The following is a 26,042-nucleotide window of genomic DNA, read 5'->3' as shown; positions in this document are numbered from 1 at the left end:
AAAGATCCCAACACTGAGCCCTCGAATTAAGCGGCCTTTTCCTTGGCCTTGCGCGGCAGGTGCGCGACGATGTTCTCGATGATGCGCATGCCGGCATTGTGGCCGAGCGTCATGATCGACTCCGGGTGGAACTGCACTGCGGCGATCGGCTCCTTGCGGTGCTCGAAGGCCATGATGATGCCGTCCTCGGTCTCGGCGGTGACGACAAAACCATCGGGCAGCCGCACCGGATCTGCAAAGATCGAATGATAGCGGCCGACCGTCACCTCCTTGGGCAGACCGGAGAAGATGATGCCCGGCTTCGACACGCGGATGCGCGACGGCTTGCCATGCATCGGGATGTGCAGTTGGCGCAGCTCGCCGCCATAGGCCTCGGCCAGCGCCTGCAGCCCGAGGCAGACGCCGAAGATCGGCAGGTCGCGCGCACGGGCCCGCTTGATGGTGGCGGCGCAGTCGAAGTCCTTCGGCGTGCCGGGGCCGGGCGAGAGCACGACCAGGTTTGGCTTCAGCCGGTCGAAGATCTCATCCGGCACTGGTGTGCGCACCGTCGAGACATTGGCGCCGGTCTGGCGGAAATAGTTGGCGAGCGTATGGACGAAACTGTCCTCGTGGTCGACCAGCAGGATGTTGACGCCGTCGCCGACACGCGCGGTGCTGCGTTCGGTGCTGGCGGCATTGCCTGATTTGGCGTCGCGGATGGCGGAGAGCATGGCGGATGCCTTCAGTTCGGTTTCGGCTTCTTCTTCCTCGGGAATGCTGTCGAAGAGCAGCGTGGCGCCGGCGCGCACCTCGGCGATGCCGTCCTTGATGCGAATGGTGCGAAGCGTCAGGCCGGTGTTCATGTCACCGTTGAAATTGACCATGCCGATCGCCCCGCCATACCAGGCGCGCGGGCTCTTCTCGTTCTGCTCGATGAAGCGCATGGCCCATAATTTCGGCGCGCCGGTGACGGTGACCGCCCAGGCATGCGACAGAAAGGCGTCGAAGGCGTCCATGCCTTCGCGCAGCCGCCCCTCGATGTGGTCGACGGTGTGGATCAGGCGGGAGTACATTTCGATCTGGCGGCGGCCGATGACGCGCACCGAGCCCGGCTCACAGACCCTCGACTTGTCGTTGCGGTCGACGTCCGAGCACATGGTGAGTTCGGATTCGTCCTTCTTCGAATTGAGCAGCTTCAGGATCTGCTCGCTGTCGGAGATGGCGTCGTCACCGCGCTTGATGGTACCGGAGATCGGGCAGGTCTCGACGCGGCGGCCGTTGACGCGCACGAACATTTCCGGCGAGGCGCCGATCAGATATTCGCCCTCGCCGAGATTGATGAAGAAGGAATAGGGCGAAGGGTTGATGCTCTTCAGCTTGCGGGAAATCTCGGAGGGCTGGGTTTCGCAGCGTTCGTAGAACATCTGCCCCGGCACCACTTCGAACAGGTCGCCGCGCTCGAAGCTCTTCATCGCCTTGCGCACCAGCTTGGCATATTCGCCGGGCTCGTGGTCGCCGCGCGGCGGGATGCGGTCGGCGGTCCTGAACGGCTCGACGATTTCGTCGCGCGGCAGGCCTTCGGTCGAGAAGCCATCGCCGGAATAGTCGTAGCGGTCGGTCCAGGCCTTGGTCGAATAGTGGTCGACGACGAGGATCTCGTCGGGCAGGAACAGCACGAGATCGCGCTGGCTTGGCTTGCGCTCGAGCTTGTAGTCGACCGGATCGAACTGGAAGGCGAGGTCGTAGCCGAAGGCGCCATAGAGGCCGAGATTGGCGTCTTCCTCGGTCTTGAACAAAGCCGTGATGGCGCGCAGCACGGTGAAGACGGAGGGAACGCGGCTGCGTTCCTCTTCAGTGAAGATACGATCGGGCTTGGCGACCTCGAGGCGGATGAGTTTGTTGGACGTCTCGGCGATCGTGACATCGTCAAGGCCGGCAAGCACCGCGCCGATCACCGGCAAAAGCACGTCGCCGCGGCGGTTCAGCGCCTCGATGCGCATGGCGCGGCCGCGTGCCGAGATCACCACCGGCGGATCGATGATGGCGGTGTCCCAGCGCGTATAGCGGCCGGGATATTCGTAATTCGAGGAAAACACGGCGCCGCGGCGCGAATTCAGGCCATCGACATAGCCGTCGATCGCCCCCTCGTAAGGCCGGTCATGGCGCTGGCGGGTAATCGCCACGCCACCCGCCGTGACGAAGCGCTCGGCGCCATTCTCCAGAATTTTCGTCGTCATTGCCGTCTCCATCAGCGTCTTTGGGGCAACGGACCCGGGAATGGCTTGAAAAAACAAATGGCCGCCCGGACATTCCGCTGCGGCCACCCTCGATTGTCACGCGAACGCGTTCGAACAGGCCGCTGTCAGCGAGCCCACCACCAAATGGTCTTGATCGAACGCATATTCATGGCGAAATCCATAGCCGCGAAAAGCGGTATGCGCAACAGGTTTGAAAGTCTGTGGGGTGGCTGCCGCTTTCGCAACCCATGGCACATGGCCAAGACCGGCCGTCCTGCCTAGACTCTGCATCAAACAGCAGGAAGACGGGAAAACATCAAATGACCCAGCAGTTCGACCGCGCACGGACGTTCCATTCTCTCCATGTCAAGGGAAACCCGATTGTCCTCTACAATGCCTGGGACCCAGGCTCCGCCAAGATCATCGAGAAAGCAGGGGCCAAGGCCATCGCCACCGGAAGCTGGCCGGTCGCGGCCGCTTTCGGATTCGCCGATGGCGAGAAAATCCCGTTGGAACTGGCGCTCGAAAACATCAAACGCATCGTTGCGGCGGTGGATGTGCCGGTAACCATGGACCTCGAGGGGGGTTACGGGGTCGCTCCGGAGGTTGTCGCCCGCAGCGTGACGCTCGCCGTGCAGGCTGGAGCCGTCGGCTTTAATTTCGAGGATCAGATCGTCGGCGGCAGTGGGCTGCACGACATCGCCATACAGGTGAGGCGGATCGAAGCGGCTGCAGCGGCGGTGAAGACGTCGGGTATTCCGGCCTTCATTAATAGCCGAACCGACATTTTCCTGAAGACTAAACCGAATGCGCACGACAAGGCTCTTCTCGATCAGGCGATCGAGCGGGCGCACGCCTACGAAAGGGCCGGAGCGCATGGCTTCTTTGCGCCGGGGCTTGCCGATGAAGGCCTGATCGAGGCGCTCTGCGAGGCAACGGCATTGCCGGTCAACATCATTGCCCTGGCGCATGTGCCGCCGCGCCAGAGGCTTGCCGAACTCGGCGTCGCCCGCGTGAGCCATGGTCCGGTGCCGTACCGGCAGATGGCCGAATGGCTGGAGGCCAAGGCGCGACAGGCGATTTCGGGGTAGCCTGGCGGGGTGCGTCAGTCCTCCAGCGTTCCCGACCTTGCATCGGCGCTCGTCCCGTCGCCGACCAGCTTCACGAGGTCTTCGCCGGCGCGGATGATGCGGCGGGAACGCCGCGTCAGGATGAGGCCCGCCTGCGGCGCCAACACTTCCGTGCGGCCGTCGGGCTCGCCGGGCGCGTGGACGATGGTGGCAAGGCGCGCACCCTTGGTGACGCGGTCGCCCGGCTTCACGTCGTAAAGGATCGCGCCCGAGCGGGGCGCCGGCATCATCTCGATGTTTTCGAGCGGCGCGACGAGCCCAACGAAGCTGCCAGGCGCGGGCAGCGCCTGATCCTGGATGACGTCGCGCGCCACCAGCAGCCGGTAGAGCCCTTCGGCATCGGCGCCGGCGAGGGCGCCGTCGACATCGAGTATGCCGCGATATTCGACCGTGGTGGCGACGCGCGGGTCGAGGCACGCGACGTCGGCGGGAACGTTCTGATACGGCATGATCGAGGCGCCTTCGAAGGTGCCGTCGGGGTCTTCGTCCCACAGCATCACCGCGTCGACGCCCATGGCCGCTGCACAATCCGCCATGGCCGGCCACAGGCTGGTGTGGACGTAAAGATAGGCGAGGCCCTCATCGTCGCAATGCAGGTCGAGCACGATGTCGTGGCCAATGGAGAGCTGCAGCAGCCGCGTTTTCAGCCGCTGGTCGACCGTGCCGTGCGCCGGCAGCAGCGTGAGGTCGGGCGCGGCGAGCCGCGGAAAGCCGCGATTGAAATTGGTGCGCGTGCCCAGATGAAAGCGGCCCTGATGGTCGCCGTAAAGATATTGCGCGCGGCCGATCGGATTAGCCCAGGGCACGATGGTCATATTGCCGGTGATGCGGCCTTCGGCTTCCGCCTTGCTGAGCATCGGCATCAGCGTGTCGATGGCGACGACGCCCGGCAATTCGCCGGCATGAAGTGCCGCCTGCAGATAGGCGGAAGGCGCCGTCTTGTCCGTTCCGGCGAAGCGGAAGACGGGGAATTCGTAGGAAACGCCTTCGCTGTCGCCGGCGACGCGTTCGATGGACTTCTGCATGGGATGGCTCCGGGAGAAGAGGCGGAACACATGCCCTTTTGCCGCTGGGCTGTCGATTGGTCCAGTCGCTGCCGCTATGGGCGCACGATTCTACCCGGCCGTCACACCAGCGGCTTGAGTTTCTGGGCGATGGTCGGCAGAAGCTCCGAGACGTTCGGGTGGATGTGCACGGCGCGCGCCAGCGTGCTGACCGGCGCCTTGGCATACATCAGGTCGAGCACGCAGTGCACCGCCTCGTCGCCGCCCGGGCCGAGCACCGAACAGCCGAGGATCTCCTTGGTGTCGGCATCGACCAGGATCTTCATGAAGCCTTGCGTCTCACCTTTTTCGACGGCACGGCTGACGCGGGTCATTGGCCGCTGGCCGACCAAGGCGCGGCGGCCGGATTTCCTTACCGCGGCTTCGGTCATGCCGCAGCGGCCGAGCGGTGGGTCGATATAGAGCGCATAGGCCTCGATGCGGTCGCTGACCTTGCGCGGATCGTTGTCGAGCAGGTTGGCGGCGACGATCTCGTAATCGTTGTACGAGGTGTGGGTGAAGGCGCCCTTGCCGTTGCAGTCGCCCATCGCCCAGATGCCGGGCACGCTGGTGCGCAACTGGTCGTCGACGACGATGAAGCCGCGTTTGTCGACCTCGACGCCGGCTTTGTCGAGGCCGAGATCGTCGGTGTTTGGCGTGCGGCCGAGCGCCAGCAGCACATGCGAGCCGACCGCAGCCGCCTTGCCTGGCGAGAAGGTCACGGCGATTTCGTTGCCTCGCCTGGCGAAGCGGATGTCGTCGGCGCCGAGATGGACGGCAATGGCTTCGTTTTCGAGGATCGACAAAATGGCGTCCGAGACATCCTCGTCCTCGCGACCGATCAGGCGCGGGCTTTTTTCGATGACCGTGACTTCGGAACCGAAGCGGCGGAACATCTGCGCGAATTCGAGCGAGACATAGCTGCCGCCGACAACGATGAGATGGCGCGGCAGCACGTCGAGATCCATCATCGAGGAATTGGTCAGGTAAGAAATGCCGTCGATGCCAGGCAGGTCGGGCACCGAGGCGCGCCCGCCGGTGTTAAGGAATATCTTTTCGGCGCTCAGCAGATCGTCGCCGACGCGCACCGTGTTGGCGCTTACGAAGCGCGCATGGCCGCGATAGAGCGTGCATTTGTCCATGCCGGCAATCCAGTCTTCGAGATTGCCGCGGGCGCCGTTGGAGACCTTGTCCTTGCGCGCCTTGATCGCCTTGTAGTTTACGCCGACGGGACCGGACAGCGTCACCCCGTAATCCGCGGCCGAGCGGGCGAGATGCGCGGCATAGGCGCTTGCCACCATCGTTTTGGTCGGCGTGCAGCCGGTGTTGACGCAAGTGCCGCCGACCAGCTTTCGCTCGATCAGCGCCACGCTCATGCCGGCCGCATTCAGCCGGCCGGCGAGCGGTGGGCCGGCCTGCCCGGCACCGACGATGATGGCGTCGAATGTCTTTGCCGTCATGCCGCCGCCGCCGCGATCAGAAGCCCGCCGACGATCGCCACCGCGTCCTCGATGAAGGCGGCCGGCGGGTCCTTGCCGAAGGCGGCGGCCAGGCGTTTACGCGCCTCGGCGCCGCCCAGCGTGCCGATCACCGCGCCGATGGCGCCGGCGATCAGGCCGCCGATGGTGGCGCCGCCGGTGGCGCCGATCACCGCGCCGGTGAAAGCGCCCAAGACGATACGCGTGCCGAATTGCTGCGGCACCTTGCGGCTCGGCGCCGAGGGCAGCTGGTCGGTGACCAGTTCGGCGATGGCCAGGATGGTGAAGATGCCGACGGCGATCCAGTGGCCCATGAAGCTGGCCCAGGTGTCCGCGACCGGCAACCAGCCAAGCCAGGCGCCCCAGGCGACGGCGGCGGGCGCGGTCATCGCGCGAAGCCCGGCAACGATGCCAATCAGGAGTGCAAAAATGTACAGCATGATTGATCCCCTCGATGGCCGGCTTGGGACAGGTCCGAGAGAGCAAGCTACCATAGGTCCGGTATTTGACCAGAGGTGGTGTCGCCGCCGGCGCTTCCGCATTTGCAGCACTTGTGCTTTGGCAAAGATTGAGACTGGAGTTGCGGCCATGGCCGAAAGCGAACGCATGAAAATGGCGGCGGGCGAGTGGTATTGCTGCCTCGATCCGGAACTGGAGGCGTTGCGCATCACGGCGCGAGACGCGGTGTTCGAGCACAACAGCCTGCCGCCCCGGCAGCGTCGCGACATCGGGCCTGGATTGCGGACGCTGCTCGGCGCTGCGGGCGAGGGCGCCCGGATCGAGGCGCAGTTCCACTGCGCTTATGGCTTCAACATCTTTCTCGGCGACCGCGTTTTTCTCAATGCCGGCTGCATCATTCTCGACACGGCGCCAGTGCGCATCGGTAAGGGAACGCTGCTCGGCCCGAATGTGCAGATCTATTGCGCCGAGCACCACAAGGAGGCTGCCGGGCGACGGGCAGGGCTGGAGATCGCCAAGCCGGTCGAGATCGGCGACAATGCCTGGATCGGCGGCAGTGCCGTCATCCTCGGCGGAGTCAGGATCGGCGATGGCGCCATCGTCGGCGCCGGTGCTGTGGTGACGCGCGACGTCGCGGCGAACACCACGGTGGTCGGCAATCCGGCACGGGTAATCAGCAACAACTGAGCACCGTGCTTCTGTTGCCGGTCACGTCCTCGTTCTGATGGACATGGGGGCGGCTATGTCACTTGGCTGGAGGTGGATGCAACCGTGTGTCGAGCGCAAACGCCTCCTGGGTCTTCATGGCGTATGCCCCTCTGGCGAGGCTCGCGTCGAAGATCAGGTTCCAGCTATGCTGCGATACGGCGCTCGGAATCACCACGAACCGGTGCCGTTGCAGAAGATCGTCGCCAAACGCCTGTTGCCAGGAGCTCGGAATGCCCGGGCGCAACCACTTGGGGTTGGGCACGGCGGCGGGGTCGACGATATGCACATCCGCGACATCGCTGACGATTGCTGCCGTCATGACATGCGCAATCGTGTCGAGCGCCCTGAAGCCCTTATGGACCGCAACCTCGAGGATCGCAGTCGACGGATCGATCGAGCAGTAGACGGCGCGCACGCCCTTGCTGTTCCAGCGTCCGCCCACCCTGTATGCGCCCTCGCCACTATCCCATGTAGGCGCAAACGCGGCTTGATCGAGGCGCCATCCGATGAGGTCGGAGCCACCAAGCGCCGCCGGCAGCGGCGTCATGCATAAACGCCATATTCAAGCCGTTCCAGATAGTCTTCTACAAGCTCGATCCCCGCCGGCGTCGCCAGAAGGTCGATTGGACGACGCTGGTCGAGCCCAATCGCCGGGCGCTCCAGCCATTGCTCTGCCTCCGCCTGCGAACCGAACACGTCGGTAGCTTTCGACAGGATCTCCGCGAACTTCCAGGTTCGTCCGCTCTGGTCCTGACTGAGAGGCTTGGACGGAGCATCCTTGCGGCGCTGGTAGGTGCGCAGGCTCATGCCGACGGCCTTCTCCAGCGAATCGGTCTTCTGGATGAAGACGAGTTGCCCGATAAGATGGTCCAGCGCTGAAGCCGGCAGGCCGTGCAGAAGCAACTCGTGGGCATCCAAAGCGCTGCTGAGGCGCCTTGCCAGAATGCGGCTGCCGCCTAGCAATTTCGCCACCTTCTGAAGTTCATTGTTTTTTGCTGCTGGCGCAGCCTTTTCCAATGCCATCGCCACGGCGAGCCCTCTTCGCGTCATCTGTCGCTTTAATATATGACAGATGACGCAGAGCCTTTCAACCACGACAGGATCGAGAGCAGGGCAATCGCTTCGAGAGAAAAGATAGCCTACTCGGGCCAGATGGCAGTCCAACGTCGGCACTGAAGCGATTGCCCTGGAATCTAGCGCGAGCCGAATTTCACCTCGGCATGTGCGCCACGCGCTCCTCCTGAGCACTCTTCGAGAATTCGCGCCGGTACTGCGCCGGCGAGGTTCTGAGGCGCGCTGCGAAATGCTGGCGCAGCGAGGTAGCGCTGCCGAAGCCGGCCTCGAAGGCAACCGTGTCCATCGATTTTTCCGTTGCTTCCAGCAGCCGTTGCGCCAGCTGGACGCGCTGGTCGGTCAGCCAGTCGCCGAAACTGGTGCCGATCGTTTTCTGGAAACGGCGCGTGAACGTCCGGCGGGTGAGGCCGGCGTGACCGGCAACGCTGTCCAGACTGTGCGGCTCACCCAGGGTTTTGCGCACCGCTTCGAGAGCCTGGGTGAAGCGGTCCGCATTGCCGGTCCTGGCGATGGGACGTTCGATGAATTGCGCCTGCCCGCCCTGCCTGTGCGGAGAAAGCACAATCTGCCGGGCAAGGCGAAGTGCCGCCTCCGCGCCGTAACGAGCCCGTACGACGTGCAGGCAGCAGTCGAGCCCGGCGGCGACGCCGGCGGATGTCACGACATCGCCATTGTCGATGTAGAGCACTTCCGGTTCGACGAGAATGTCGGGATAGAGTTCCTGCAGCTGATCCGCGTAGGCCCAGTGCGTCGCCGCTCGCCGCCCCGAAAGCAGTCCGGTCGCCGCAACAGCGAACGTTCCCAAGCACAGTCCGACGATCAGCGCGCCGCGCTCGTGCGCGCCAAGCAACGCGTCGATCAATGCCGCTGGAGGCGAGCTCCCGAGATCTTTCCAGCTTGGCACGATGACGATGTCGGCGTCATCGAGCGCGGAAAGCCCGTGCGGGACGCTGATGGTCAGACCGGCATCGGTGCGGATCGGCCCGTCCTCAATCGCGCAGACCCGGAAGTCGAAGCGCGGCAGGCCGAGCTCCGTGCGATCCGCGCCGAACACGAGACACGGCACGGAGAGATGAAACGGGCTGATGCCATCGAAGGCGATGGCGGCAACGGCAGGATCGGTCATGGGAGCTCCAGCAACGGGTGAGGCCGATTGTCCCAATTCTTTCGAATAATGTCAATCGGGACACTTTTTGCAATCCGGTGCCGAGCTTATCGTCCGCCCATCAATGTCCAACGGGAAAGGAAAACCCCATGTCGCAACCAGCCAAAGGCAAAGCTCCACGCCGCGCCCTCATCGTCATCGATGTTCAAAACGACTATGACGGCGGCAACCTCGCCATCCAGCATCCGCCGTTCCGCGACAGCGTCGTCAATGTGGCGCGAGCGATGGATGCGGCCACCGAGGCAGGCGTCAAGGTGGTGGTCATCAAACAGTTGGCGCCGGAAACCTCACCGGTCTTCGCCAAGGGCAGCCATGGCGCCGAGTTGCACCCGGAAATCGCTAGGCGAAACCGCGACCACTACATCGAAAAGAACTTGCCCAGCGCCTTCACCGGCACGGACCTCGAGGAGTGGCTGCGCGCCAACTCTATCGATACGGTCACAGTCATCGGCTACATGACGCACAATTGCGATCTGTCGACGGTCATCCACGCCGTGCATATGGGCTTCGAGGTGGAGTTCCTGTCGGACGCAACGGGGTCGTTGCCGTACGCCAACAGCGCCGGCTACGCTTCGGGGGAGGAAATCCATCGCGTGGTGACGATCGTATTGCAGTCGCGCTTCGCGGCCGTTCTCAAGACCGCCGAGTGGATCGATTGCCTGAAGACCGGCGTGGTACCCCAGCACGACACACCCTATGCCTCCAACCAGCGCGCGCTGGCGCGAAGCGCGGCTTAGGGACGAGCTCGTCGCGAAGTCGCCAAAAAGGGCGCCGCAGCGTTGCGGCGCCCTTTGCCGTTCAAGCGTTGATTATCCCTAAAACAGGCCTTCGACCTGGCCCATTTCGTTCAGGAAAATCTTTTCCGAGGATGGCGCTTTGGGCAGGCCGGGCATGGTCATCACCTCGCCGCAGATGATGACGACGAAGCCGGCGCCGGCAGACAGCCTGACCTCGCGCACCGGCACGGTGTGGCCGGTTGGCGCGCCGCGCAGATTCGGATCGGTGGAGAAGGAATATTGCGTCTTGGCCATGCAGACCGGCAAATGACCGTAGCCGGCGTGCTCCCAGGCGTGGAGCTGGTCGCGCACCGATTTGTCGGCGATCGCTTCGGAACCGCGATAGATGCGCTGGACGATGGTGTTGATCTTCTCGAACAGCGGCATGGCGTCGGGATAGAGCGGGGCGAATTGCGACGCGCCGGATTCGGCCAACGCCACGACTCTTTTGGCCAGTTCCTCGATGCCGGCCGATCCCTGGGCCCAGTGCTTGCACAGGATCGCCTCTTCGCCCATCGAGGCGACGTAGTCCTTCATCGCCTGGACCTCGGCCTCGGTATCGGAGTAGAAATGGTTGATGGCGACCACTGCCGGCACACCGAACTGGCGGATGTTCTCGATGTGGCGGCCGAGATTCGCACATCCCTTCTTGACCGCCTCGACGTTCTCCTTGCCGAGGTCCTCCTTCTTGACGCCGCCATTCATCTTCATGGCGCGAACCGTGGCGACGATGACCGCCGCGGCGGGCCTCAGGCCGGCCTTGCGGCATTTGATGTCGAAGAACTTTTCGGCACCGAGATCGGCGCCGAAACCGGCTTCGGTGACGACGTAGTCGGCAAGCTTCAGCGCCGTCGTCGTGGCAACGACGGAGTTGCAGCCATGCGCGATGTTGGCGAAGGGGCCGCCATGGACGAAAGCCGGGTTGTTCTCCAGCGTCTGCACGAGATTGGGCTGCATGGCATCCTTCAAGAGTACGGCCATGGCGCCGTCGGCCTTGAGGTCGCGGGCATAGACGGCCGACTTGTCGCGGCGATAGGCGACGATGATGTCGCCGAGGCGCTTTTCCAGGTCCTTCAGGTCGTTCGACAGGCACAGGATGGCCATGACTTCCGAGGCGACTGTGATGTCGAAACCGGCCTCGCGCGGGAAACCGTTGGCGACGCCGCCGAGCGAACAGATGATCTCGCGCAGCGACCGGTCGTTCATGTCCATGACGCGGCGCCAGACGACGCGGCGGGTATCGATGCCGAGCTCGTTGCCCCAGTAGATGTGGTTGTCGATCAGCGCCGACAGCAAGTTATGGGCGGTGGTGATGGCGTGGAAATCGCCGGTGAAGTGGAGGTTCATGTCCTCCATCGGCACGACCTGCGCGTAGCCACCGCCGGCGGCACCGCCCTTGACGCCGAAATTCGGTCCGAGCGAAGCCTCACGGACGCAGACGATGGCCTTCTTGCCGAGGCGGTTGAGGCCATCGCCCAAGCCCACCGTCGTCGTCGTCTTGCCTTCGCCGGCCGGTGTCGGGTTGATGGCGGTGACGAGGATCAGCTTGCCATCCTTGTTGCCCTTCACCGACTTGATGAACTCGGCCGAGATCTTCGCCTTGTCGTGGCCGTAGGGCAGAAGATGTTCGCTCGGAATGCCGATCTTCTGGCCGATCTCCTGGATCTGCTTCTTCCTGGCGCCGCGCGCGATCTCGATGTCGGACTTCACTTCGGCCATGGACGACTTCCCTCTGAATTGGACTTGACTAGTGTGGTCGCAAGAATAGCCCGGCATTGCAGGCGCGGGCATGTTCTACCCCTGTCGCTGCCGCGGCGTCAACTTTCATGCAACTATGTTTCCTACGAAGAAAATGCCTCTGCGGCCGGCTGCCCTGCTACAGGTTCTTTTCGCGCCGGTTGCCGCGCCGTATAGAAGCCAGAGCAGGCGCGGTTCCGCCGTCTCAAAACAGCCGCGTAATACGCGAAAAGCGACAGAAGCAACGGCGCAAATTCACCAGCGCCGGCTGTGCGGGACGATCCGCTACTGCGTCAGGACGTTGCTGATCTCGACCATGTTCGAGCGCACCCTGAGTATGTAAAAGCCCATAGTCGTCAGATGTGTCGGCAACAGCCAGCCGTCCTCGCGGCCATTGGCGATGATGAAGGGCTGGATGCGCAGTGCCGAGACGAACTGCGCGTCCATCGTATCCCACAGGTTCTGCAGGTGCTTTTCCTTGATGACGTCCTCGAAGTCGGCCTGTGCGCCCTTCATCAGCCCGTAATAGGCATAGAGCTGGCCATAGGCGAACCAGAAGCGGTCGTCGGCGCGAGTGTCGAACCAGCCATTATTGTGGTTTTCGGCACGCTCCTTGAGGATCGCCGAGGTCGAACCGATGTCGGACGAGATGCGGTCGATATACTGCTTGAGATTGTCGGCGCGGGCATCGAACGTCGCCTGGCAGGCTGCGAGGCGGGCGTTGAAGGAACGCAGCTTGCGCACCGCGTCGCGATAGTAGCTCGGCGTCGGCGTCTTGGGGCCGAACGGGTTCAAGCCGAAATACCAGGTTTCCTCGTCGAACTGCAGATTGCCGCGGGCATCCTGCAGGTCGGCGTCGATCTGCGAGGTGGTGCGGACGCGGCCGAGATTATCGGCAAGCTCGGTCGCCGTGCGCCGCACCGCCTGGTTGATGCCGCGCTGGAACGAAGCCTTGTTGTCCATGAACGGCGTGTGATCCCAGTCGATGCCGAACAGGCCGAGCTTGTAAAGGATCATCGACGACACCCAGGCATTCTGGTTGACGTTGAAGTCGGTCAGGTCGGCCGCAACCTGGGCAATGGCTGAATTTCCGCAGGTCTTGGCCGTGTCGGTGCCGGCGCCGGCGGAAACCTGTTCACCGGCGGAGCTGTTGCGTTTTTCGAACGTGTATTTGTCGACGTAATTCGGGTCGAAATTGTTCCACCACTGGGTGGCGTAGAAGAAGTTGACATAGAGACCGATCAGCACGAGCACAGCCAGGCCGAGCACCGCCTTCAGGATCCAGCCGCGTTGCGTGTACCAGCGCCCCGCCCACAGGAACGGCCACAGGATCGCGCCGATGAGCAGGCCGATGCCGCGGCCAATCCACTGGAAAATCCGGGTGAAGAAACTCACGATCGGATCAAGCATGGCGATGTCACCCCTCAGTCAGTCAAGCCGTAGAGGCGTGTGCGAAACGCCACCTTGTCCTTCAGATATGTGGTTTTCAGAACGTCCACAACATGCGATCGCCAGGCGTCGCTGAAGCCCTCATAGTCCCTGTAGAAGCCCGGCTTGTTGAAGACGTAACGCGAAACGAAGTCCTGCGGCACGAAGTCCGAGATCAGCTGGTTGGTCAGCCAGGCGTCGGGATGGTCCGGCTTGGCGCGGATGACCAGGAAGCGCTGCTGCGGGAACACGTCCTCGATCTTGAGATGGCCGAGCTGGGCGATCTCGCGCTTGGCGGCGTTGAGGAAGGGAAAATTGCCGTCCCTGGTGATCAGATCGGTATGGCCGTGGATCCAGGTCTGCAGCCAGACCTTGTCGACGTCGGTCAGATTGCGGTCGGGATCGGCGTCGCGGATCAGCGCGCGCACCACCATTTCGGCGCGATGCTCGAGATAACCGGAGGTTTCGATCCATGAGGCGCGCGGCAGCTCGATGCGGCCGGTCGAGGCGAGGAACTTGAACACCTTGTCGGCATCGTGGATCGAAAGGTAACTCACCTGCCACGGCCGCGAGCGGCGGAAACCGGGCGCTGCCGGGTCGCTGATCACCGTCGTCACGTCGGGATCGACGAACACATAGAGCCCGCCGAAATGGCTGGTCCAATAGGCATTGTGACGGAAGATCACCTGGTCCGGCACCAGCGCATTCTCGCGGATGTCGCCGCAGACCTTCGCCAGCTCGACCATGTGGGCCAGCATGGCGTTGTCGCGCCAGGCATCCGGCTCCTGCTTCAGCCGGTCGACCAGCTTGCCGAGCTCGGCGGCCTTGCCGAGCACATCCTCGGCCGACAGCACCTTGAACTCGACCTGGTTGATCGACAGCAGGTCCTCGATGTCGTCGACCTTGGGGACCGAATCCTCGATCTCGCCGTAGATGACGTCCTTGATCGTCAGCGCATCGATGGCGCGCTGGTTCTTGGACATGAACTCGTACATCAGCAGCGAGGTGTTGGAGAACGCCGTGTGCACCACCGGCAGGTCGATCTGCGACGGCGTCAGGATGATGAAGCGGCGGTTGACCTCGTTCGGATCGAGGTAGCTGTAGTCGCCGCATTCCTCGGCGACCTGCGGCGAGAAGCCAGTGCGGTCGATCTCGAAGCTTCTCAACTTGGTCGGCTTCAAGCCGAACGCGACCATCGCCTTGTTGTAGCGCTGGATCAGGTGCGGCTCGTCGATCGTCAGCAGCCGGCCGTAGATCAGCTCGTTGTCGCGCAACAGATCGGGTTTCTTGGCCATTATTCCTTCTCCGCGTTCACGGGGAGACGGTGCCCGAAGGGCGGATGAGGGGCGCGAACGCACCTTCTCCCCTTGTGGGAGAAGGTGGCCGAGCGAAGCTCGGTCGGATGAGGGGTGTTCCAGCTTGACGAATACCCCTCATCCGTCGCCTTCGACGCCACCTTCTCCCACAAGGGGAGAAGGTGGCGTCGGCGCATCTCACGCATTCCACAGCCCCTTTTTCTTCAACCCCTCGATCTCGCGGACGGCACGCTCCCGCAGACGGGTGTCGCGGATCATCTTGGTCACCGCCGCATCATCGGACTTGTCGGAATAGCGGAATTCGGAATCCGCGTAGCGGTTGATCTCCTGCATGACCATGTCCATCGAGAATGGCCCGCGCAGCTCCTCGATCATGGCTTTCTTGTCGTCGTAACCCTTGTGCATGAAGGCTTCTGGCTTTTCGAACCACTCGTCGGGCAATTCGATGTCCATGGCGCGCATCTTGATGGCATCGGTGACGTTCTTGATGGCGCGGCCGGTAAAGCGCGGCTCGGCATCCTTGATCAAGTGCAGATAGGTGCCGATGTCGGCCATCGTCTTTGGCGCGCCATTCTCCTTCATGTAGCGCTCATAGACCTTCATCAGCCCGTCTTCCTGCGGCTTTTCATGCTCCTCGTAGGCTTCCATCACCGCGCGCTGGATTTCCTGGGCAGCGTAGAGCTTGTGCTCGCCGAGCGGGATCTTGTGGTTCTTGCCGGCGAGCAGAACGAAGATGTCGATGTAGTCGTCGCGGCTCTGCGGGCCATCGACCAGCCAGCGCGCGCCGGCGCGCTGGCGCAATGCGTCGTCGACGTTCTCGGGATAGTTGGAAAACATGCCGAACGAGCAATTGCCGCGCACCACGGTCGCCGCACCTCCAAAGGCGTCCATCAGGACGCCGGTGATTTCCTGCTGGCCGGCCGAGGCGCGGTCGTCGGACCGGCGTGCCGCCACCTGGTCGATATCGTCGATGGTGCCGAAGCCGATGACGCGCGGGTTCAGCACATTGTTGATGAACTGTCGGCAGTTCTGGCCCGACTTGCCCTGGTAGGAGGAGATCTGGTCGACGCCGAAATTCTCGTAAGCGAAGGGATAGCCGGCGACCTGGCAATAACCATTGAGAAGACCGGCGATCATCTGGATCAAGGTTGTCTTGCCGGTGCCGGGCGCGCCATCGCCGATAAAGGTGAACAGGAAGCCGCCGAGCTCGACGAACGGGTTCAGCTCGCGCTCGAAGTCGTAGGCCATTAGCATCTTGGCAAGCTTGACTGACTGGTATTTGGCGATGTGGTTGCCGACGACCTCTTCCGGTTTTTTGAAGGTCATCACCAGCGGCTTTGCCCGCTTACCCGGCGCGACGTCGAAGCCGTCAAGGGTAAAATCGTCGACGTCGATGCGGATATGCGCGTTCTCGAACGGACCGATGCCGTCGAAGCGGCCCTTTCGCGCCAGCAGCCCGTCGATGGCGACGCGGGCAAAGGCGCGGGCGCGGGTCATCAGGTCGGCATCGTCCTTCGAACCTGCTATCGCCCTGTCGAGCCCGGCCACGATCGACTTCACCGCATCCTGTGGCGTGTCGAACAGAAAGTCCGGTTCGGGCGTGTCGTTCGGCGCCTCGCCGTCGCTGTCGATCAGCTGGAACAAATAGGAGGCAAGGCTGAAGGCGGAGATGTAGGCAGAGGCCGACAGCAGCTTCTTGAAGGTGGCAGCTTCATCGCCTTCGAGCGGCGAGCGGGCGTTTTTCGCCTGCAGACTTTCGAGGTCCGAGCCCTCGGCGAAGACATCCGATATGGCCAGCGCTATCGCTGTGCCGCGCCGGGCGCGAAACAACAGCGTGTGCTGCGGGATGGTCAGCAACTGGTCGTCGGAATGGACGGCGGCGACGGTTTTGGCGAGCTCGACCTCGCGCGTGCGGCGCACCGAGCCGACCGAGACGGTAGAGACGAAGCGGCGGTTGGTGCCGGCAAGCGCGGTGCCGGACTCGCGCGATGGGTCCTCCAGCACGACGATGCGAGTGATGAAACTTTGCGCAGTGGCACGGTGCTTTTCAATTGCCGCTTCCGGGATGGTGGTCAGGCCGGTGTCCATGGAGGATGCTCCGCGATTTGACGGTCAGACGTCGCTGATGACCTGCCCTTTGGACAGGATGTGGACCTTGTAGCCCGAAAAGATCTTCTGCGCCTCGCCGGCGGCATAGAGCGCCTGATAGGCCTCGTGCGGAATCAGCGCATGGTTCTCATAGCTCGACACGCCTTGCCGCGCGGCCTCGAGATCGTCGGTATTGATGAAGAATTCCTGCGTCGTCTTTTCGCTCGAAAACAGCCCCTTGCGGCCTGGCTTTTCGGCCTTGGAAAAGACCTCCTGGATGGTCCAGGTCAGCAGCCAGGCGTTTTCCGGCTTGCGCACCTTGGCCAGCACTTCGCTCACCGTCGAATTGTTGTCGGTAATCCCTGCAGAATAGAACGGGCCGAGCACGACGCGACCCAGCTGCTTGGGATGCAGCGGCTCGAAATCCTTGTCGAGGTTGACCGCGATGGTCGCCGGCGACAGCGCGTAGGCGGAATTCTTCTCTGTGAAATCGTCGAAACGATGGGCAAGCTCGGGATTGAGCAAGCCGTCGACCGGCAGCGGAATGTCGACCCTCTCATTAAGTTTGCCACCGGAGTCGACAAGCTGCCGGATCATGTCGTCCGAGGAATCCTCAACCGTCACCATATACACAAGCGGCAGGTTGGCGCTGCCGTCGAAGCAGGCCCAGTGAACCAGATAATAGGGCCGCAGCGTCTTCGGATTGACCGACACCTTGACCGTCTGCGCCAGCGTGAACGGGCCGAAGGTGGTCTCGCTCTTGACATCCTCGAGGTAAAGCCGCTCGGCCATCGACTTCTGCAGCGCTTCGGGGAATTCCTTGTGGCGCAGGATGAAGTCGGCCATTTCCTCGCGCAGCTCGCTGGCCGAAGGGATGACGGCGAGACGGCCGTCGGCCTGGAGACGGTCGTTTTCCAGTTCGAGCAGGTTCTGCAAGACCGGAAAACCGCTTTCAGCGCGCGAGATGCGGAACGTCTCGGTGAAGCCCAGCCGGTTGCGCCAGCACGAGAACGACTTGTCGAGCCGCGCAATATATTCGGCGACGACCTTGGCGACGATGCCGTGCCGGTAGAGCGGCGAGCGATCGTCGCGCATGAACACTTCGAGGCCGCCAAGTGCCGCCGCGATCGCCGAGAAATAACGCGCCGCAGCTTCGTTTTCGGGGGTCATGCTGCCAGCCCTTGGGAGCAGTGCACGTGCAGCAATTACGACTGCACGTAATTTGCCGAATTGTGCTTCTTCATCACATCGTCGAAGCGGCGGGCGAAGGCATCGTCGGCGAGCTTCTTGCGGCGCTGGATGTCGGCGGTGGCGACCATGTTCTTCTCGTGCATTTCAAGCAGATCGCCGATGTGCTTTTGCGAGGCGGCACCAATGCCGGCCATGGTCTCTTCGGCGGTGTTGTCGACCTGGCTGCCCAGCGTGTTGATCTTGTGGGCGACATCCTGTTGGGCGGCGGTCTTCAGCGAATCTTCCAGCGCCTTGTACAGCACGATGCGCTGCTCGGTATCGATGGTCAGCTTGTTGATCAGCGTCGATTGCGCTGCGATCTGGTTGTTGAGCGAATCGACGAAGGTCTGGAACATCGAGGTGTAGCGCTCCAGCGTCTGGCTTTCGGCCAGCAATTCCTGCTCCTTGGCCTGCTTCTCGTTGTATTCCGTGGCCAGTTTCGAGCGTTCGCCTTCCAGCTGCGTGCGCTCCTTCTGGCTGGTCGAGGCGGCGATCTTGTTCTCGATGTCGAGCAGCATCGGGTTGAGTTCTTCGATGCGTTTCTGCACGGTCTCGAGATTGGACATGGTGGTCTTGCGGCGCTCGATCACCTGCGACAGGCTGGCCTCGGAGGTCTTGTAGCGCGTGTCGAGAACCTGCTTCTGCGCCTTGAGGATGCCGACGATGGTGTCGGATTTCGCCAGCAGCTCCTGCAGATTGCCGGCCAGCGACATGTTGCGGACGCGGTCGGTGCGCAGGCGCTGCTTGCGCTGGCTGGAGAAGACACCGACGAAATTTTCCCAGCCGGTGTAGTTCTTCATGCTCTCGAATTCGGCGCCGAAGACGTTGGTGGCGTCCTCGAGGCCGATAATCAGGTCGGCGATATTGCCTTCCATCACCTTCTGCTGCTTCAGCACATCCTCGATGCGGGCATTCTCGATGTCGAAATTGGCGTCGCCGATCTTCTTGTCGGCGGTGGCGAGCGTGTCGAGCACAGTACCGGACTGCTCGATCTTGGTGCGCATGTCCTCAACGACCTGCTTGGTCTTGGCAATCTCGGCGTCGAAATTCTGCAATGTCGCCATTGGGGCCTCCCGCTTCGGCATCGGTTTCGTTTCGCAAACCGCCGCGAATATATGTGCCGGGTTTGGCGAATGAAAGACGGAAGACATGGGATTACAGGAAAACAAAAGAATTTCAGGAGGCCGACCGCAGGATAGTCAGGCAATGATTACGGTGTAACTGCCGTCCGGTCAGACACCGCTTCAACCGCGGCTGGACTTTAGGTCGGGGAGCGACGCTCAGGGCTTGGGATCGGCCTTGAGGTAGGCGATGACATTGGCGATGTCGTCGTCGCTGGTCAGGCCGGAGAAGGCCATTTTGTTGCCAGGGACCTTCTGCCGCGGCGCGCGCAGGTATTCGGCGAGGTTTGCTTCGTCCCAGACCAGGCCGGCGGCGCCGGCGTCCTTCATCCCCTGCGAGTAGCGGCTGAGATAACTGTCCGCGGTGCCGGCGGTGCGGCCGACGACACCCAGCAGATGCGGGCCGACCTTGTCGTGGTCGCTCGTTGCCTCATGACAGGCCACGCATCTGTTGAAGACTTTCTTGCCGAGAGCGGCATCGCCGTCGGCATGCGCGGCAAGAGCGCCGGCGATGAGGAAAGCAGCGGCAGACGAAATGGCTCGAAGCATGGGAACTCCCCGACGGCTCTGGCTGAGAGGTTCTGAAATAGCAAGCAGGCCTTAAACAAGCGCCGCACGATGGCGCGATTGGCGAACGAATGTCGGCCGGGAGGTCGGATGAAAGCAATAGCGCTGGTCAGGTTCTGGTGAAGCCGATGAAATCGTCGGGCACGGCGCGACCCATTTCCTCTTCCCAATGGCGGCGGCAGAGCGAGACATAGACATCCTTGCCGATCGCCACCTGTTCGCCCTGTTTCGCCACCTTGCCGTCGGCGCCGAGGCGCACCACCATCGTCGCCTTGCGGCCGCAACGGCAGATGGTGCGCACCTCGCGCAGGTCGTCGGCGATTGCCAGCAGGGTGCGCGATCCGGAAAACAGCTTGCCCTGGAAATCGGTGCGCAGGCCGTAGCACATGACCGGGATGTTCAGCCGGTCGGCGATGCGGGCGAGTTGCCAGACTTGCTCCTCTTCGAGGAACTGGGCCTCATCGATGAAGACGCAATGGACCGTGGCGTGGTCGTGATGCTCGGCGACCCGGGCAAACAGATCGTCGCCGTCGCGGAAAATCTCGGCTTCCGTCTCCAGGCCGATGCGCGACGAGATCAGCCCGGTATCGCCCTTGCGGTAGTGGCCGGCGATGAACAGCATCGTCGTCATGCCGCGCTCGCGGTAATTGTACGAGGCCTGCAACAGCATCGTCGTCTTGCCGGCATTCATCGTCGCATAATGGAAGTACAGCTTGGCCATACCGTCCTTTTAAGCCGAGTTGCAACAAAGCGGGGAGGGGGAGCGCCTACATTCCACCGGGAAAAGGCGACTTCCATCCGGAAAGCGGCGGGCGTGTCGCTGATCGGCCAGCCTGCGCCGTTGTTCGTGATTGCCTTAGTGCTTGAAACCGCAGCAGAATGATGTTTGGCTGACGGAACAAAGGCGGAGATAAAACCGTCGCTTCGCTTCACCGAGAACTGAAATGGGAGAATTTTCATGTCGCGTATGAGTTCATTCGTCGCCGGCCTCGGCCTGGCGGCTTTTCTATCCACGACTGGGGCCTTCGCCGGCGATCCGGAAAGCTGCAAGACGGTGCGTCTGTCCGATGTCGGCTGGACCGACATCCAGGCGACCACCGGCGTCGCCTCGGTGCTGCTCACGGCGCTCGGCTACGAGCCGCAGGTGATCCAGCTTTCGGTGCCGGTGACCTATGCGTCCCTGAAGAACAAAGACCTCGACGTGTTTCTCGGAAACTGGATGCCGTCGATGACCAACGACATCAAGGACTATGCCGCCGAAGGCTCGGTCGAGACCGTCAGCGAAAATCTCAGCGGTGCCGGCTACGGCATCGTCGTTCCGACCTATGTCGCCGATGCCGGTGTCAAGACGCTGACCGATCTCGGCAAGTTCAAGGACAAGTTTGACGGCAAGATCTACGGCATTGAAGCCGGCAATGACGGCAACCGCATCATCCTCGACATGATCAAGGATCCGAAGACCAATCTCGAAGGCTTGGAACTGGTCGAATCTTCCGAGGCCGGCATGCTCACCCAGGCCGAGCAGTCGATGAAGAACAATGAATGGATCGCCTTCCTCGGCTGGACGCCGCATCCGGTGATGGGCGCCATGAAGATCACCTATCTCGAGGGGATGGGCGATAGCGGCTTTGGTGCTGCCACCGTGCATACCAATGTACGCAAGGGTTACATGAGCGAATGCCCGAACGCCGGCAAGTTCATCGCCAATCTGAAGTTCAACCTGGACATGGAAGGCGAGATGATGGACGCGATCCTGAAGGGCGGCGATGCCAATACGGTCGCGACCGACTGGCTGAAGAAGCACCCGGACGCGGTCGCTCCCTGGATCGCCGGCGTCACCACCTTCGACGGCGGCGATGCGGCGGCTGCGGTGAAAACGGCGCTCGGAAGCTGACCCGACCATCTGGCATGACGAGACAAGGGGCAGCCACGGTAGAAATGGCTGCCCTTTTTCGTATCCTGTGACAAGATGACCGTCCGGCGAAGGACGGCGCCGGCAGAAGAGGGGCTAGATGGATCCGATCTCCAAATTCCTGGTCAGTTACAAGATTCCCATCGGGGCATGGGGGAAGGCGTTTTTCGGCTTTCTCACCGACAATTTCGACACCATCTTCAGGGCTTTTTCCAACAGCCTCAACTTCCTGCTCGACGGCATCGTCGACGGGCTGCTGTTGCTGCCGCCGGTTCTGCTGATCGCGCTGATCGCTCTGCTCGCCTATTTCCTGCAGCGCTCGAAAGGCCTGGCTTTGGCGGTATTCATCGGATTGCTATTCATCCTCAACCAGAACCTGTGGAAGCAGACGGTGGAGACGCTGGTGCTAGTGGTCGCCGCCGCCGCCGTGTCGATGGCCATCGGCGTGCCGCTCGGCATCTGGGCCGCGCACAAGCCGAAGGTGTATCGCGTCATGCTGCCGGTGCTCGACCTGATGCAGACATTGCCGACCTTCGTCTACCTGATCCCGGTGCTGACCCTGTTCGGCCTCGGCAACGCGCCCGGCCTGATCGTCACCATCATCTTCGTCATCCCGACCTCGGTTCGGCTCACCCATCTCGGCGTCACCTCAGTGCCGAAATCGATCGTCGAGGCGGGCGAGGCGTTCGGCGCCACCAAGCGCCAGCTGCTGTGGAAGGTCGAGCTGCCTTCGGCGCTGCCGACCATCATGGCTGGGCTGACCCAGTCGATCATGCTGTCGCTGTCGATGGTGGTGTTCGCCGCCCTGATCGGCGCCGGCGGCCTCGGTACGGAAATCAACCGGGCGCTCGGTTCGCGCAGGATCGACCTCGGGCTTGAGGCAGGGCTGGCCATCGTCGTGCTCGCCATCGTGCTCGACCGGATGACGCGCATCGGCGTGGGAGGCAAGAAATGACCGTCGCCGTCGATTTCAGGAATGTCGACATCGTCTTCGGCGCCGACCAGGCCGGCTCGCTGGCGCTGATCGACAGCGGCGCCACCCGCGCCGAGATCCTCGAACAGACCGGCAACGTGCTGGGCTGCGCCGGCGCCAGCCTCACCGTGAACGAGGGCGAGATCTCGGTGCTGATGGGGCTTTCCGGCTCCGGCAAATCGACGCTGCTCAGAGCCGTCAACCGGCTGAACGTCGTCTCGCGCGGCCAGGTGCTGGTCAAGGACGGCGACGGTACGGTCGACGTCGTCACCTGCGACGAGGCGACGCTTCGGCGGCTGCGGCAGAAGCAGGTGGCGATGGTGTTCCAGCAGTTCGGCCTGCTGCCGTGGCGCACGGTGGAGGAGAATGTCGGCCTTGGCCTCGAGCTCGCCGGCGTACCCGAAGCCGAGCGCAAGGAGCGGGTGAACAGGCAACTGAAGCTGGTTCATCTCGACCAGTGGTCGAAGAAATATGCGCATGAGCTTTCCGGCGGCATGCAGCAGCGCGTCGGCCTGGCGCGCGCCTTTGCCACCGAGGCGCCGATCCTGCTCATGGACGAGCCGTTCTCGGCGCTCGATCCGCTGATCCGGACCAAGCTGCAGGACGAGTTGCTGCAGCTCCAGGCCGAGCTGAAGAAGACCATCATCTTCGTCAGCCACGACCTCGAGGAGGCGCTGAAGATCGGCACCCATATCACCATCATGGAAGGCGGGCGCATCGTGCAAACAGGCGCGCCGGAAGACATCGTGCTGCGGCCCGCCAACGACTATGTCCGCGACTTCATCGCCAATGTGAACCCGCTCTCGGTGCTGACCGCGTGGAACGTCATGCGCGACCGCCGCGACCTCGAGCATGGCGAGAACGGCTGGGTGTGGCTCGACCGGCGCAGGACGACGCGTTTCAAGATCGACGAGCATGGGCTGGTGGCGGCGGCCGAGCGCGACGGCAAGCCGGCGGTCTGGGTGTCCTGCGCCGATGTCGAAGCCCAGCCGGAGGAGACGGCTCAGGTATTCTGGGCCAATCCCGGCACCTCGCTGAAGACCGTGATGCTGGCCATGCATCGCTCGCAGACCGCACCCGTCGCGCTATTCGACGAGCAGTCGCGCTTCGTCGGCGCCATCGGCGTCAGGGATGTGTTGAGCGCGGTGTTGCGAAGATAGTTTTTCTCCTTGGGGAGAGAACCAAGACCAAATGCCGAGTTCTGCCGCGGCCCCCTCTGTCCTGTCGGACATCTCTCCCACTTGGGGGGAGATCGGCGGTTTCGCGGACGGCTCTCACATTCCAACGTTTGTAATTGGCGAAATCGGCGACGACGGCCAATCTCCCCACCTGTGGAGGAGGTGTCCAGCAGAACAGAGGGGGCGCGAAGGAACGCCGGTTTAGCCCGATACCGCAAGCTAAACCGCCAGCGGCAGGCGCAGCTCCGTCATCAGGCCGCCATCGGGATGGTTGGACAGGCTGACTTCGCCGCCGGCGCTACGGGCGATGTTGCGGGCGATGGTCAAGCCGAGGCCGAGGCCGCCGGTCTGACGGTTGCGCGACTGTTCCAGGCGCACGAACGAGCCGAACACGGCGTCGAGCTCGGCTTGCGGTATGCCCGGACCCTCGTCATGGATCGCCAGCGTGATTGTCTTGCCTGATTGACGCAGGCTGAGATGCGCCCTCTTGCCATAGGTCACCGCGTTCTGGACGAGGTTGGTGACACAGCGCCGTAGCGCGACCGGCCGCGCGACGCAGATCAGGCCGCGCGAGCGCGCGTCCTCATTGTCGAAGGAGACCTCGTCGAAGCCGTCGGCGATCGATTCTACCAGCGACCAGAAATCGACCCTCTCGCTCTTCTCCTCGGTCACCTCGAAAGTGGCGAAGTCGATGACCGAGCTGGCAATGCCTTCGATGTCGGCGAGGTCGTGCGCCAGTGCGGCGCGCACGGTCGAATTCCTCAGCAGTTCGAGGCGCAGCCGCATCCTGGTCAGCGGCGTGCGCAGGTCGTGCGCCAGTGCGGCGGCAAGATGCTCGCGGTCCTCGACGTAGGCGCGCAGTCTTGCCTGCATGGCATTGACCGCCTTTGCCGCGGTACGCACCTCGCGGCTGCCGCTCTCGGCGATCGGCGGGCTCTTCAGGTCCTCGCCGATCCGCTTCACCGCGGTCTCCATCATCCGGTAGGGCGCCGTCAGCCGGCGCAGCGACCAGATCGAGGAAGCCACCACCAGCCCGGCGATCAAGGCATAGAGCGGCAGGCTATCGAAGCTCAGTATCGGCCCGGCCGGCGTGTTCGGCTCGGTGAAGTTCAGCCATTGGCCGTCGGCAAAGCGAAGCGAAGCCGTCAGCTTGTCGCTCTGGGCGAAATCGGCGGCCAGCACCAGCAGGTCGCGCTCGACCTGGCCAATATCGGGACCGGCGACCGTCCCGCCGGGAGCGTCGGCTTCGTGCGTTGCCGGGTCGCGGCGGACCCGCGCGTCGGTGATGCCGAACTTCGATAGCCGGCCGACCAATATGTCCTCCAATTCGGCCAGCTCGTCGTCGCCGGCTATCGAGGAAGTAACGGCGGGCGTGTTGGAAACGGTGAGCGCATAAGTGGCGTTGAACAGGCCGGAGGCCGTCGCCTTGCGCTGTTCGGGGGTGGCGTCATGCATCAGCTGTACCAGCGAGAAGGCGCGGTCGTTCAGCCGGTAGAGATCGACGACGTCATTGGCGGCGGCACGGTCGCGCGAAACGATGTAGAGGGTCGCGATCTGGCTGATCAGCAGGCCGGCGATGACGATGAGCAGCACCCAGACCGGCAGCGTTTGCGGCAGGATGCGTCTCATTCGGCGGTCGTCTCAGGCAGGAACTGGTAGCCGCCGCTGCGCACCGTCAAGATCAGCTTCGGCGTTTTCGGGTCGTCCTCCATCTTGCGCCGCAGCCGACTGACCAGAATGTCGACACTGCGGTCGAAGCTGTAGCCGCTGTCGCCGCCGGACAGCTCGATCAGCTGCTCGCGGCTCAGTACGCGCTGCGCGCTCTTGACGAAGGTCTGCAGGAGATTGAATTCGGCCATCGTCAGCTCGATCCTGACGTCGCCGGGCGCCATCAGCCGGCGGCGCGAACAGTCCATCGTCCAGCCGGCGAAATGGTAGATCTGCCGCGAGGCGGCGCGTCGCGGTTCGGCGGCGCCATTGCGTCTCAAGACGGCACGAATGCGTGCGAGCAACTCGCGCGGATCGAAGGGTTTCGGCACGTAGTCGTCGGCGCCCATCTCTAGGCCAACCACGCGGTCGGTAGTTTCGGTAACCGCGGTCAGCATGATGATCGGCGTCGAATAATTGGCGCGCAACTCGCGGCAGAGCTCCAGCCCGCTCTTGCCGGGCAGCATGACGTCCAGGACAATCAGGTCGACCTGGGCGCGGCGCAGGATGGTCTCCATCTCGGTGCCGTCGGCGGCGATCGATGTATGCAGCCCTCGCTTCTGGAAAAATTCCTGAAGGAGGTCGCGAATGCCCTTGTCGTCGTCGACGATCAGTATGTGGGGGTCGGATTTCACCGGGAACCTGTCATTTGTGGATCGCCCAAGCGCTGCTTCGGCCGTCAGCCAGACGATAGAATTCAGGCCATAAGTTGGCCAGTGGAGATCGGCTGCCCGAT

The 26,042-nt window shown here is 62.9% G+C and carries 23 protein-coding genes; 6 read left to right on the top strand and 17 right to left on the bottom strand.

Annotation, left to right across the window (positions count from 1 at the left end):
* Positions 1-26 precede the first annotated feature (26 nt).
* Positions 27-2,216: an anthranilate synthase gene (locus NKJ55_RS14850; RefSeq protein ID WP_352450549.1), complete on the bottom strand. Its 2,190-nt coding sequence runs from the start codon at positions 2,214-2,216 to the stop codon at positions 27-29.
* Positions 2,217-2,536: 320 nt separating this feature from the next.
* Here NKJ55_RS14850 and NKJ55_RS14845 point away from each other — a divergent pair, with 320 nt between their 5' ends.
* Positions 2,537-3,307 carry an isocitrate lyase/PEP mutase family protein gene (locus NKJ55_RS14845; RefSeq protein ID WP_352450548.1) on the top strand — a complete coding sequence of 257 codons (771 nt, stop codon included), beginning with the start codon at positions 2,537-2,539 and terminating at the stop codon, positions 3,305-3,307.
* Between the two features lie 14 nt (positions 3,308-3,321).
* Here NKJ55_RS14845 and NKJ55_RS14840 read toward each other — a convergent pair whose 3' ends face one another.
* From NKJ55_RS14840 to NKJ55_RS14830, 3 genes are all read right to left on the bottom strand, one after another.
* Positions 3,322-4,371 carry a M14 family metallopeptidase gene (locus NKJ55_RS14840; RefSeq protein ID WP_352450547.1) on the bottom strand — a complete coding sequence of 350 codons (1,050 nt, stop codon included), beginning with the start codon at positions 4,369-4,371 and terminating at the stop codon, positions 3,322-3,324.
* Between the two features lie 101 nt (positions 4,372-4,472).
* On the bottom strand, positions 4,473-5,849 hold the full coding sequence (locus NKJ55_RS14835; RefSeq protein ID WP_352450546.1) for an FAD-containing oxidoreductase: 1,377 nt from the start codon (positions 5,847-5,849) through the stop codon (positions 4,473-4,475).
* The gene (locus NKJ55_RS14830; protein WP_352450545.1) at positions 5,846-6,307 is read right to left on the bottom strand and encodes a DUF4126 domain-containing protein; all 462 of its coding nucleotides are present in this window, start codon (positions 6,305-6,307) and stop codon (positions 5,846-5,848) included. The genes NKJ55_RS14835 and NKJ55_RS14830 overlap by 4 nt, the downstream gene beginning before the upstream one ends.
* A 148-nt stretch (positions 6,308-6,455) precedes the next feature.
* Here NKJ55_RS14830 and NKJ55_RS14825 point away from each other — a divergent pair, with 148 nt between their 5' ends.
* On the top strand, positions 6,456-7,013 hold the full coding sequence (locus NKJ55_RS14825; RefSeq protein WP_352450544.1) for a sugar O-acetyltransferase: 558 nt from the start codon (positions 6,456-6,458) through the stop codon (positions 7,011-7,013).
* Between the two features lie 58 nt (positions 7,014-7,071).
* On the opposite strand, the gene NKJ55_RS14820 is transcribed toward NKJ55_RS14825, so the two are convergent.
* The 3 genes from NKJ55_RS14820 to NKJ55_RS14810 all read right to left on the bottom strand — a co-directional run bounded on the left by NKJ55_RS14820 (position 7,072) and on the right by NKJ55_RS14810 (position 9,234).
* The gene (locus NKJ55_RS14820; protein ID WP_352450543.1) at positions 7,072-7,581 is read right to left on the bottom strand and encodes an RES family NAD+ phosphorylase; all 510 of its coding nucleotides are present in this window, start codon (positions 7,579-7,581) and stop codon (positions 7,072-7,074) included.
* Positions 7,578-8,057, bottom strand: a complete 480-nt coding sequence (parS, locus tag NKJ55_RS14815) for a type II RES/Xre toxin-antitoxin system antitoxin (protein WP_352638288.1) — start codon at positions 8,055-8,057, stop codon at positions 7,578-7,580. Before parS ends, NKJ55_RS14820 begins: the two co-directional genes overlap by 4 nt.
* A 187-nt stretch (positions 8,058-8,244) precedes the next feature.
* The gene (locus NKJ55_RS14810; protein ID WP_254819147.1) at positions 8,245-9,234 is read right to left on the bottom strand and encodes a helix-turn-helix domain-containing protein; all 990 of its coding nucleotides are present in this window, start codon (positions 9,232-9,234) and stop codon (positions 8,245-8,247) included.
* 128 nt (positions 9,235-9,362) lie between these two features.
* Here NKJ55_RS14810 and NKJ55_RS14805 point away from each other — a divergent pair, with 128 nt between their 5' ends.
* Positions 9,363-10,010: a cysteine hydrolase family protein gene (locus NKJ55_RS14805; RefSeq protein ID WP_352450542.1), complete on the top strand. Its 648-nt coding sequence runs from the start codon at positions 9,363-9,365 to the stop codon at positions 10,008-10,010.
* A 78-nt stretch (positions 10,011-10,088) separates the two neighbouring features.
* Here the strand turns inward: NKJ55_RS14805 and NKJ55_RS14800 are convergent, their stop codons facing one another.
* The 8 genes from NKJ55_RS14800 to NKJ55_RS14765 form a co-directional block, all read right to left on the bottom strand.
* On the bottom strand, positions 10,089-11,768 hold the full coding sequence (locus NKJ55_RS14800) for a formate--tetrahydrofolate ligase (RefSeq protein WP_352450541.1): 1,680 nt from the start codon (positions 11,766-11,768) through the stop codon (positions 10,089-10,091).
* A gap of 303 nt (positions 11,769-12,071) precedes the next feature.
* Positions 12,072-13,196: a DUF2333 family protein gene (locus NKJ55_RS14795; RefSeq protein ID WP_352450540.1), complete on the bottom strand. Its 1,125-nt coding sequence runs from the start codon at positions 13,194-13,196 to the stop codon at positions 12,072-12,074.
* 14 nt (positions 13,197-13,210) lie between these two features.
* Entirely contained in the window at positions 13,211-14,509 is a 1,299-nt protein-coding gene (locus NKJ55_RS14790; RefSeq protein WP_352450539.1) for a DUF6638 family protein, read from the bottom strand.
* 198 nt (positions 14,510-14,707) lie between these two features.
* Positions 14,708-16,618 carry an AAA family ATPase gene (locus tag NKJ55_RS14785; RefSeq protein ID WP_352450538.1) on the bottom strand — a complete coding sequence of 637 codons (1,911 nt, stop codon included), beginning with the start codon at positions 16,616-16,618 and terminating at the stop codon, positions 14,708-14,710.
* A 24-nt stretch (positions 16,619-16,642) separates the two neighbouring features.
* The gene (locus tag NKJ55_RS14780) at positions 16,643-17,788 is read right to left on the bottom strand and encodes a hypothetical protein (RefSeq protein WP_352450537.1); all 1,146 of its coding nucleotides are present in this window, start codon (positions 17,786-17,788) and stop codon (positions 16,643-16,645) included.
* Between the two features lie 35 nt (positions 17,789-17,823).
* A complete protein-coding gene (locus NKJ55_RS14775; protein WP_352450536.1) occupies positions 17,824-18,912 on the bottom strand; it encodes a hypothetical protein in 1,089 nt (362 codons plus the stop codon).
* A gap of 216 nt (positions 18,913-19,128) precedes the next feature.
* Positions 19,129-19,518 (bottom strand): c-type cytochrome, encoded by a 390-nt coding sequence (locus NKJ55_RS14770; RefSeq protein WP_352450535.1) that lies wholly within the window; start codon positions 19,516-19,518, stop codon positions 19,129-19,131.
* A gap of 127 nt (positions 19,519-19,645) precedes the next feature.
* Positions 19,646-20,257, bottom strand: coding sequence for a thymidine kinase (locus tag NKJ55_RS14765; protein ID WP_352450534.1), 612 nt, complete (start codon positions 20,255-20,257; stop codon positions 19,646-19,648).
* A 237-nt stretch (positions 20,258-20,494) separates the two neighbouring features.
* On the opposite strand from NKJ55_RS14765, the gene NKJ55_RS14760 reads away from it, so the two are divergent.
* The 3 genes from NKJ55_RS14760 to choV all read left to right on the top strand — a co-directional run bounded on the left by NKJ55_RS14760 (position 20,495) and on the right by choV (position 23,581).
* A complete protein-coding gene (locus tag NKJ55_RS14760; RefSeq protein WP_352450533.1) occupies positions 20,495-21,430 on the top strand; it encodes a choline ABC transporter substrate-binding protein in 936 nt (311 codons plus the stop codon).
* Positions 21,431-21,548: 118 nt separating this feature from the next.
* Positions 21,549-22,403, top strand: coding sequence for a choline ABC transporter permease subunit (gene choW, locus NKJ55_RS14755; RefSeq protein ID WP_254819158.1), 855 nt, complete (start codon positions 21,549-21,551; stop codon positions 22,401-22,403).
* Complete coding sequence (gene choV, locus NKJ55_RS14750) at positions 22,400-23,581, top strand: choline ABC transporter ATP-binding protein (protein WP_352450532.1); 1,182 nt, start codon at positions 22,400-22,402, stop codon at positions 23,579-23,581. Before choW ends, choV begins: the two co-directional genes overlap by 4 nt.
* A 237-nt stretch (positions 23,582-23,818) precedes the next feature.
* Here choV and NKJ55_RS14745 read toward each other — a convergent pair whose 3' ends face one another.
* Together NKJ55_RS14745 and NKJ55_RS14740 are read right to left on the bottom strand one after the other, a co-directional pair.
* Positions 23,819-25,228 (bottom strand): ATP-binding protein, encoded by a 1,410-nt coding sequence (locus NKJ55_RS14745; RefSeq protein ID WP_352450531.1) that lies wholly within the window; start codon positions 25,226-25,228, stop codon positions 23,819-23,821.
* Positions 25,225-25,941: a response regulator gene (locus NKJ55_RS14740; RefSeq protein ID WP_352450530.1), complete on the bottom strand. Its 717-nt coding sequence runs from the start codon at positions 25,939-25,941 to the stop codon at positions 25,225-25,227. Before NKJ55_RS14740 ends, NKJ55_RS14745 begins: the two co-directional genes overlap by 4 nt.
* Positions 25,942-26,042: the final 101 nt, after the last annotated feature.

Origin of the sequence: Mesorhizobium sp. M0106, assembly GCF_040322715.1 — a bacterium.
Lineage (GTDB): Bacteria > Pseudomonadota > Alphaproteobacteria > Rhizobiales > Rhizobiaceae > Mesorhizobium.
The sequence above is the reverse complement of the archived record's forward strand: the minus strand, read 5'-3'. Positions and strand labels throughout refer to the sequence as shown.

Coding starts and splice junctions, on each gene's coding strand:
- NKJ55_RS14760 (WP_352450533.1), top strand. CDS start 20,495: ATGTCGCGTATGAGTTCATTCGTCGCCGGCCTCGGCCTGGCGGCTTTT.
- NKJ55_RS14810 (WP_254819147.1), bottom strand. CDS start 9,234: ATGACCGATCCTGCCGTTGCCGCCATCGCCTTCGATGGCATCAGCCCG.
- choV (WP_352450532.1), top strand. CDS start 22,400: ATGACCGTCGCCGTCGATTTCAGGAATGTCGACATCGTCTTCGGCGCC.
- NKJ55_RS14800 (WP_352450541.1), bottom strand. CDS start 11,768: ATGGCCGAAGTGAAGTCCGACATCGAGATCGCGCGCGGCGCCAGGAAG.
- NKJ55_RS14775 (WP_352450536.1), bottom strand. CDS start 18,912: ATGGCGACATTGCAGAATTTCGACGCCGAGATTGCCAAGACCAAGCAG.
- NKJ55_RS14850 (WP_352450549.1), bottom strand. CDS start 2,216: ATGACGACGAAAATTCTGGAGAATGGCGCCGAGCGCTTCGTCACGGCG.
- NKJ55_RS14770 (WP_352450535.1), bottom strand. CDS start 19,518: ATGCTTCGAGCCATTTCGTCTGCCGCTGCTTTCCTCATCGCCGGCGCT.
- choW (WP_254819158.1), top strand. CDS start 21,549: ATGGATCCGATCTCCAAATTCCTGGTCAGTTACAAGATTCCCATCGGG.
- NKJ55_RS14840 (WP_352450547.1), bottom strand. CDS start 4,371: ATGCAGAAGTCCATCGAACGCGTCGCCGGCGACAGCGAAGGCGTTTCC.
- NKJ55_RS14820 (WP_352450543.1), bottom strand. CDS start 7,581: ATGACGCCGCTGCCGGCGGCGCTTGGTGGCTCCGACCTCATCGGATGG.
- NKJ55_RS14745 (WP_352450531.1), bottom strand. CDS start 25,228: ATGAGACGCATCCTGCCGCAAACGCTGCCGGTCTGGGTGCTGCTCATC.
- NKJ55_RS14805 (WP_352450542.1), top strand. CDS start 9,363: ATGTCGCAACCAGCCAAAGGCAAAGCTCCACGCCGCGCCCTCATCGTC.
- NKJ55_RS14830 (WP_352450545.1), bottom strand. CDS start 6,307: ATGCTGTACATTTTTGCACTCCTGATTGGCATCGTTGCCGGGCTTCGC.
- NKJ55_RS14790 (WP_352450539.1), bottom strand. CDS start 14,509: ATGGCCAAGAAACCCGATCTGTTGCGCGACAACGAGCTGATCTACGGC.
- NKJ55_RS14780 (WP_352450537.1), bottom strand. CDS start 17,788: ATGACCCCCGAAAACGAAGCTGCGGCGCGTTATTTCTCGGCGATCGCG.
- NKJ55_RS14825 (WP_352450544.1), top strand. CDS start 6,456: ATGGCCGAAAGCGAACGCATGAAAATGGCGGCGGGCGAGTGGTATTGC.
- NKJ55_RS14845 (WP_352450548.1), top strand. CDS start 2,537: ATGACCCAGCAGTTCGACCGCGCACGGACGTTCCATTCTCTCCATGTC.
- NKJ55_RS14765 (WP_352450534.1), bottom strand. CDS start 20,257: ATGGCCAAGCTGTACTTCCATTATGCGACGATGAATGCCGGCAAGACG.
- NKJ55_RS14835 (WP_352450546.1), bottom strand. CDS start 5,849: ATGACGGCAAAGACATTCGACGCCATCATCGTCGGTGCCGGGCAGGCC.
- NKJ55_RS14785 (WP_352450538.1), bottom strand. CDS start 16,618: ATGGACACCGGCCTGACCACCATCCCGGAAGCGGCAATTGAAAAGCAC.
- parS (WP_352638288.1), bottom strand. CDS start 8,057: ATGGCATTGGAAAAGGCTGCGCCAGCAGCAAAAAACAATGAACTTCAG.
- NKJ55_RS14795 (WP_352450540.1), bottom strand. CDS start 13,196: ATGCTTGATCCGATCGTGAGTTTCTTCACCCGGATTTTCCAGTGGATT.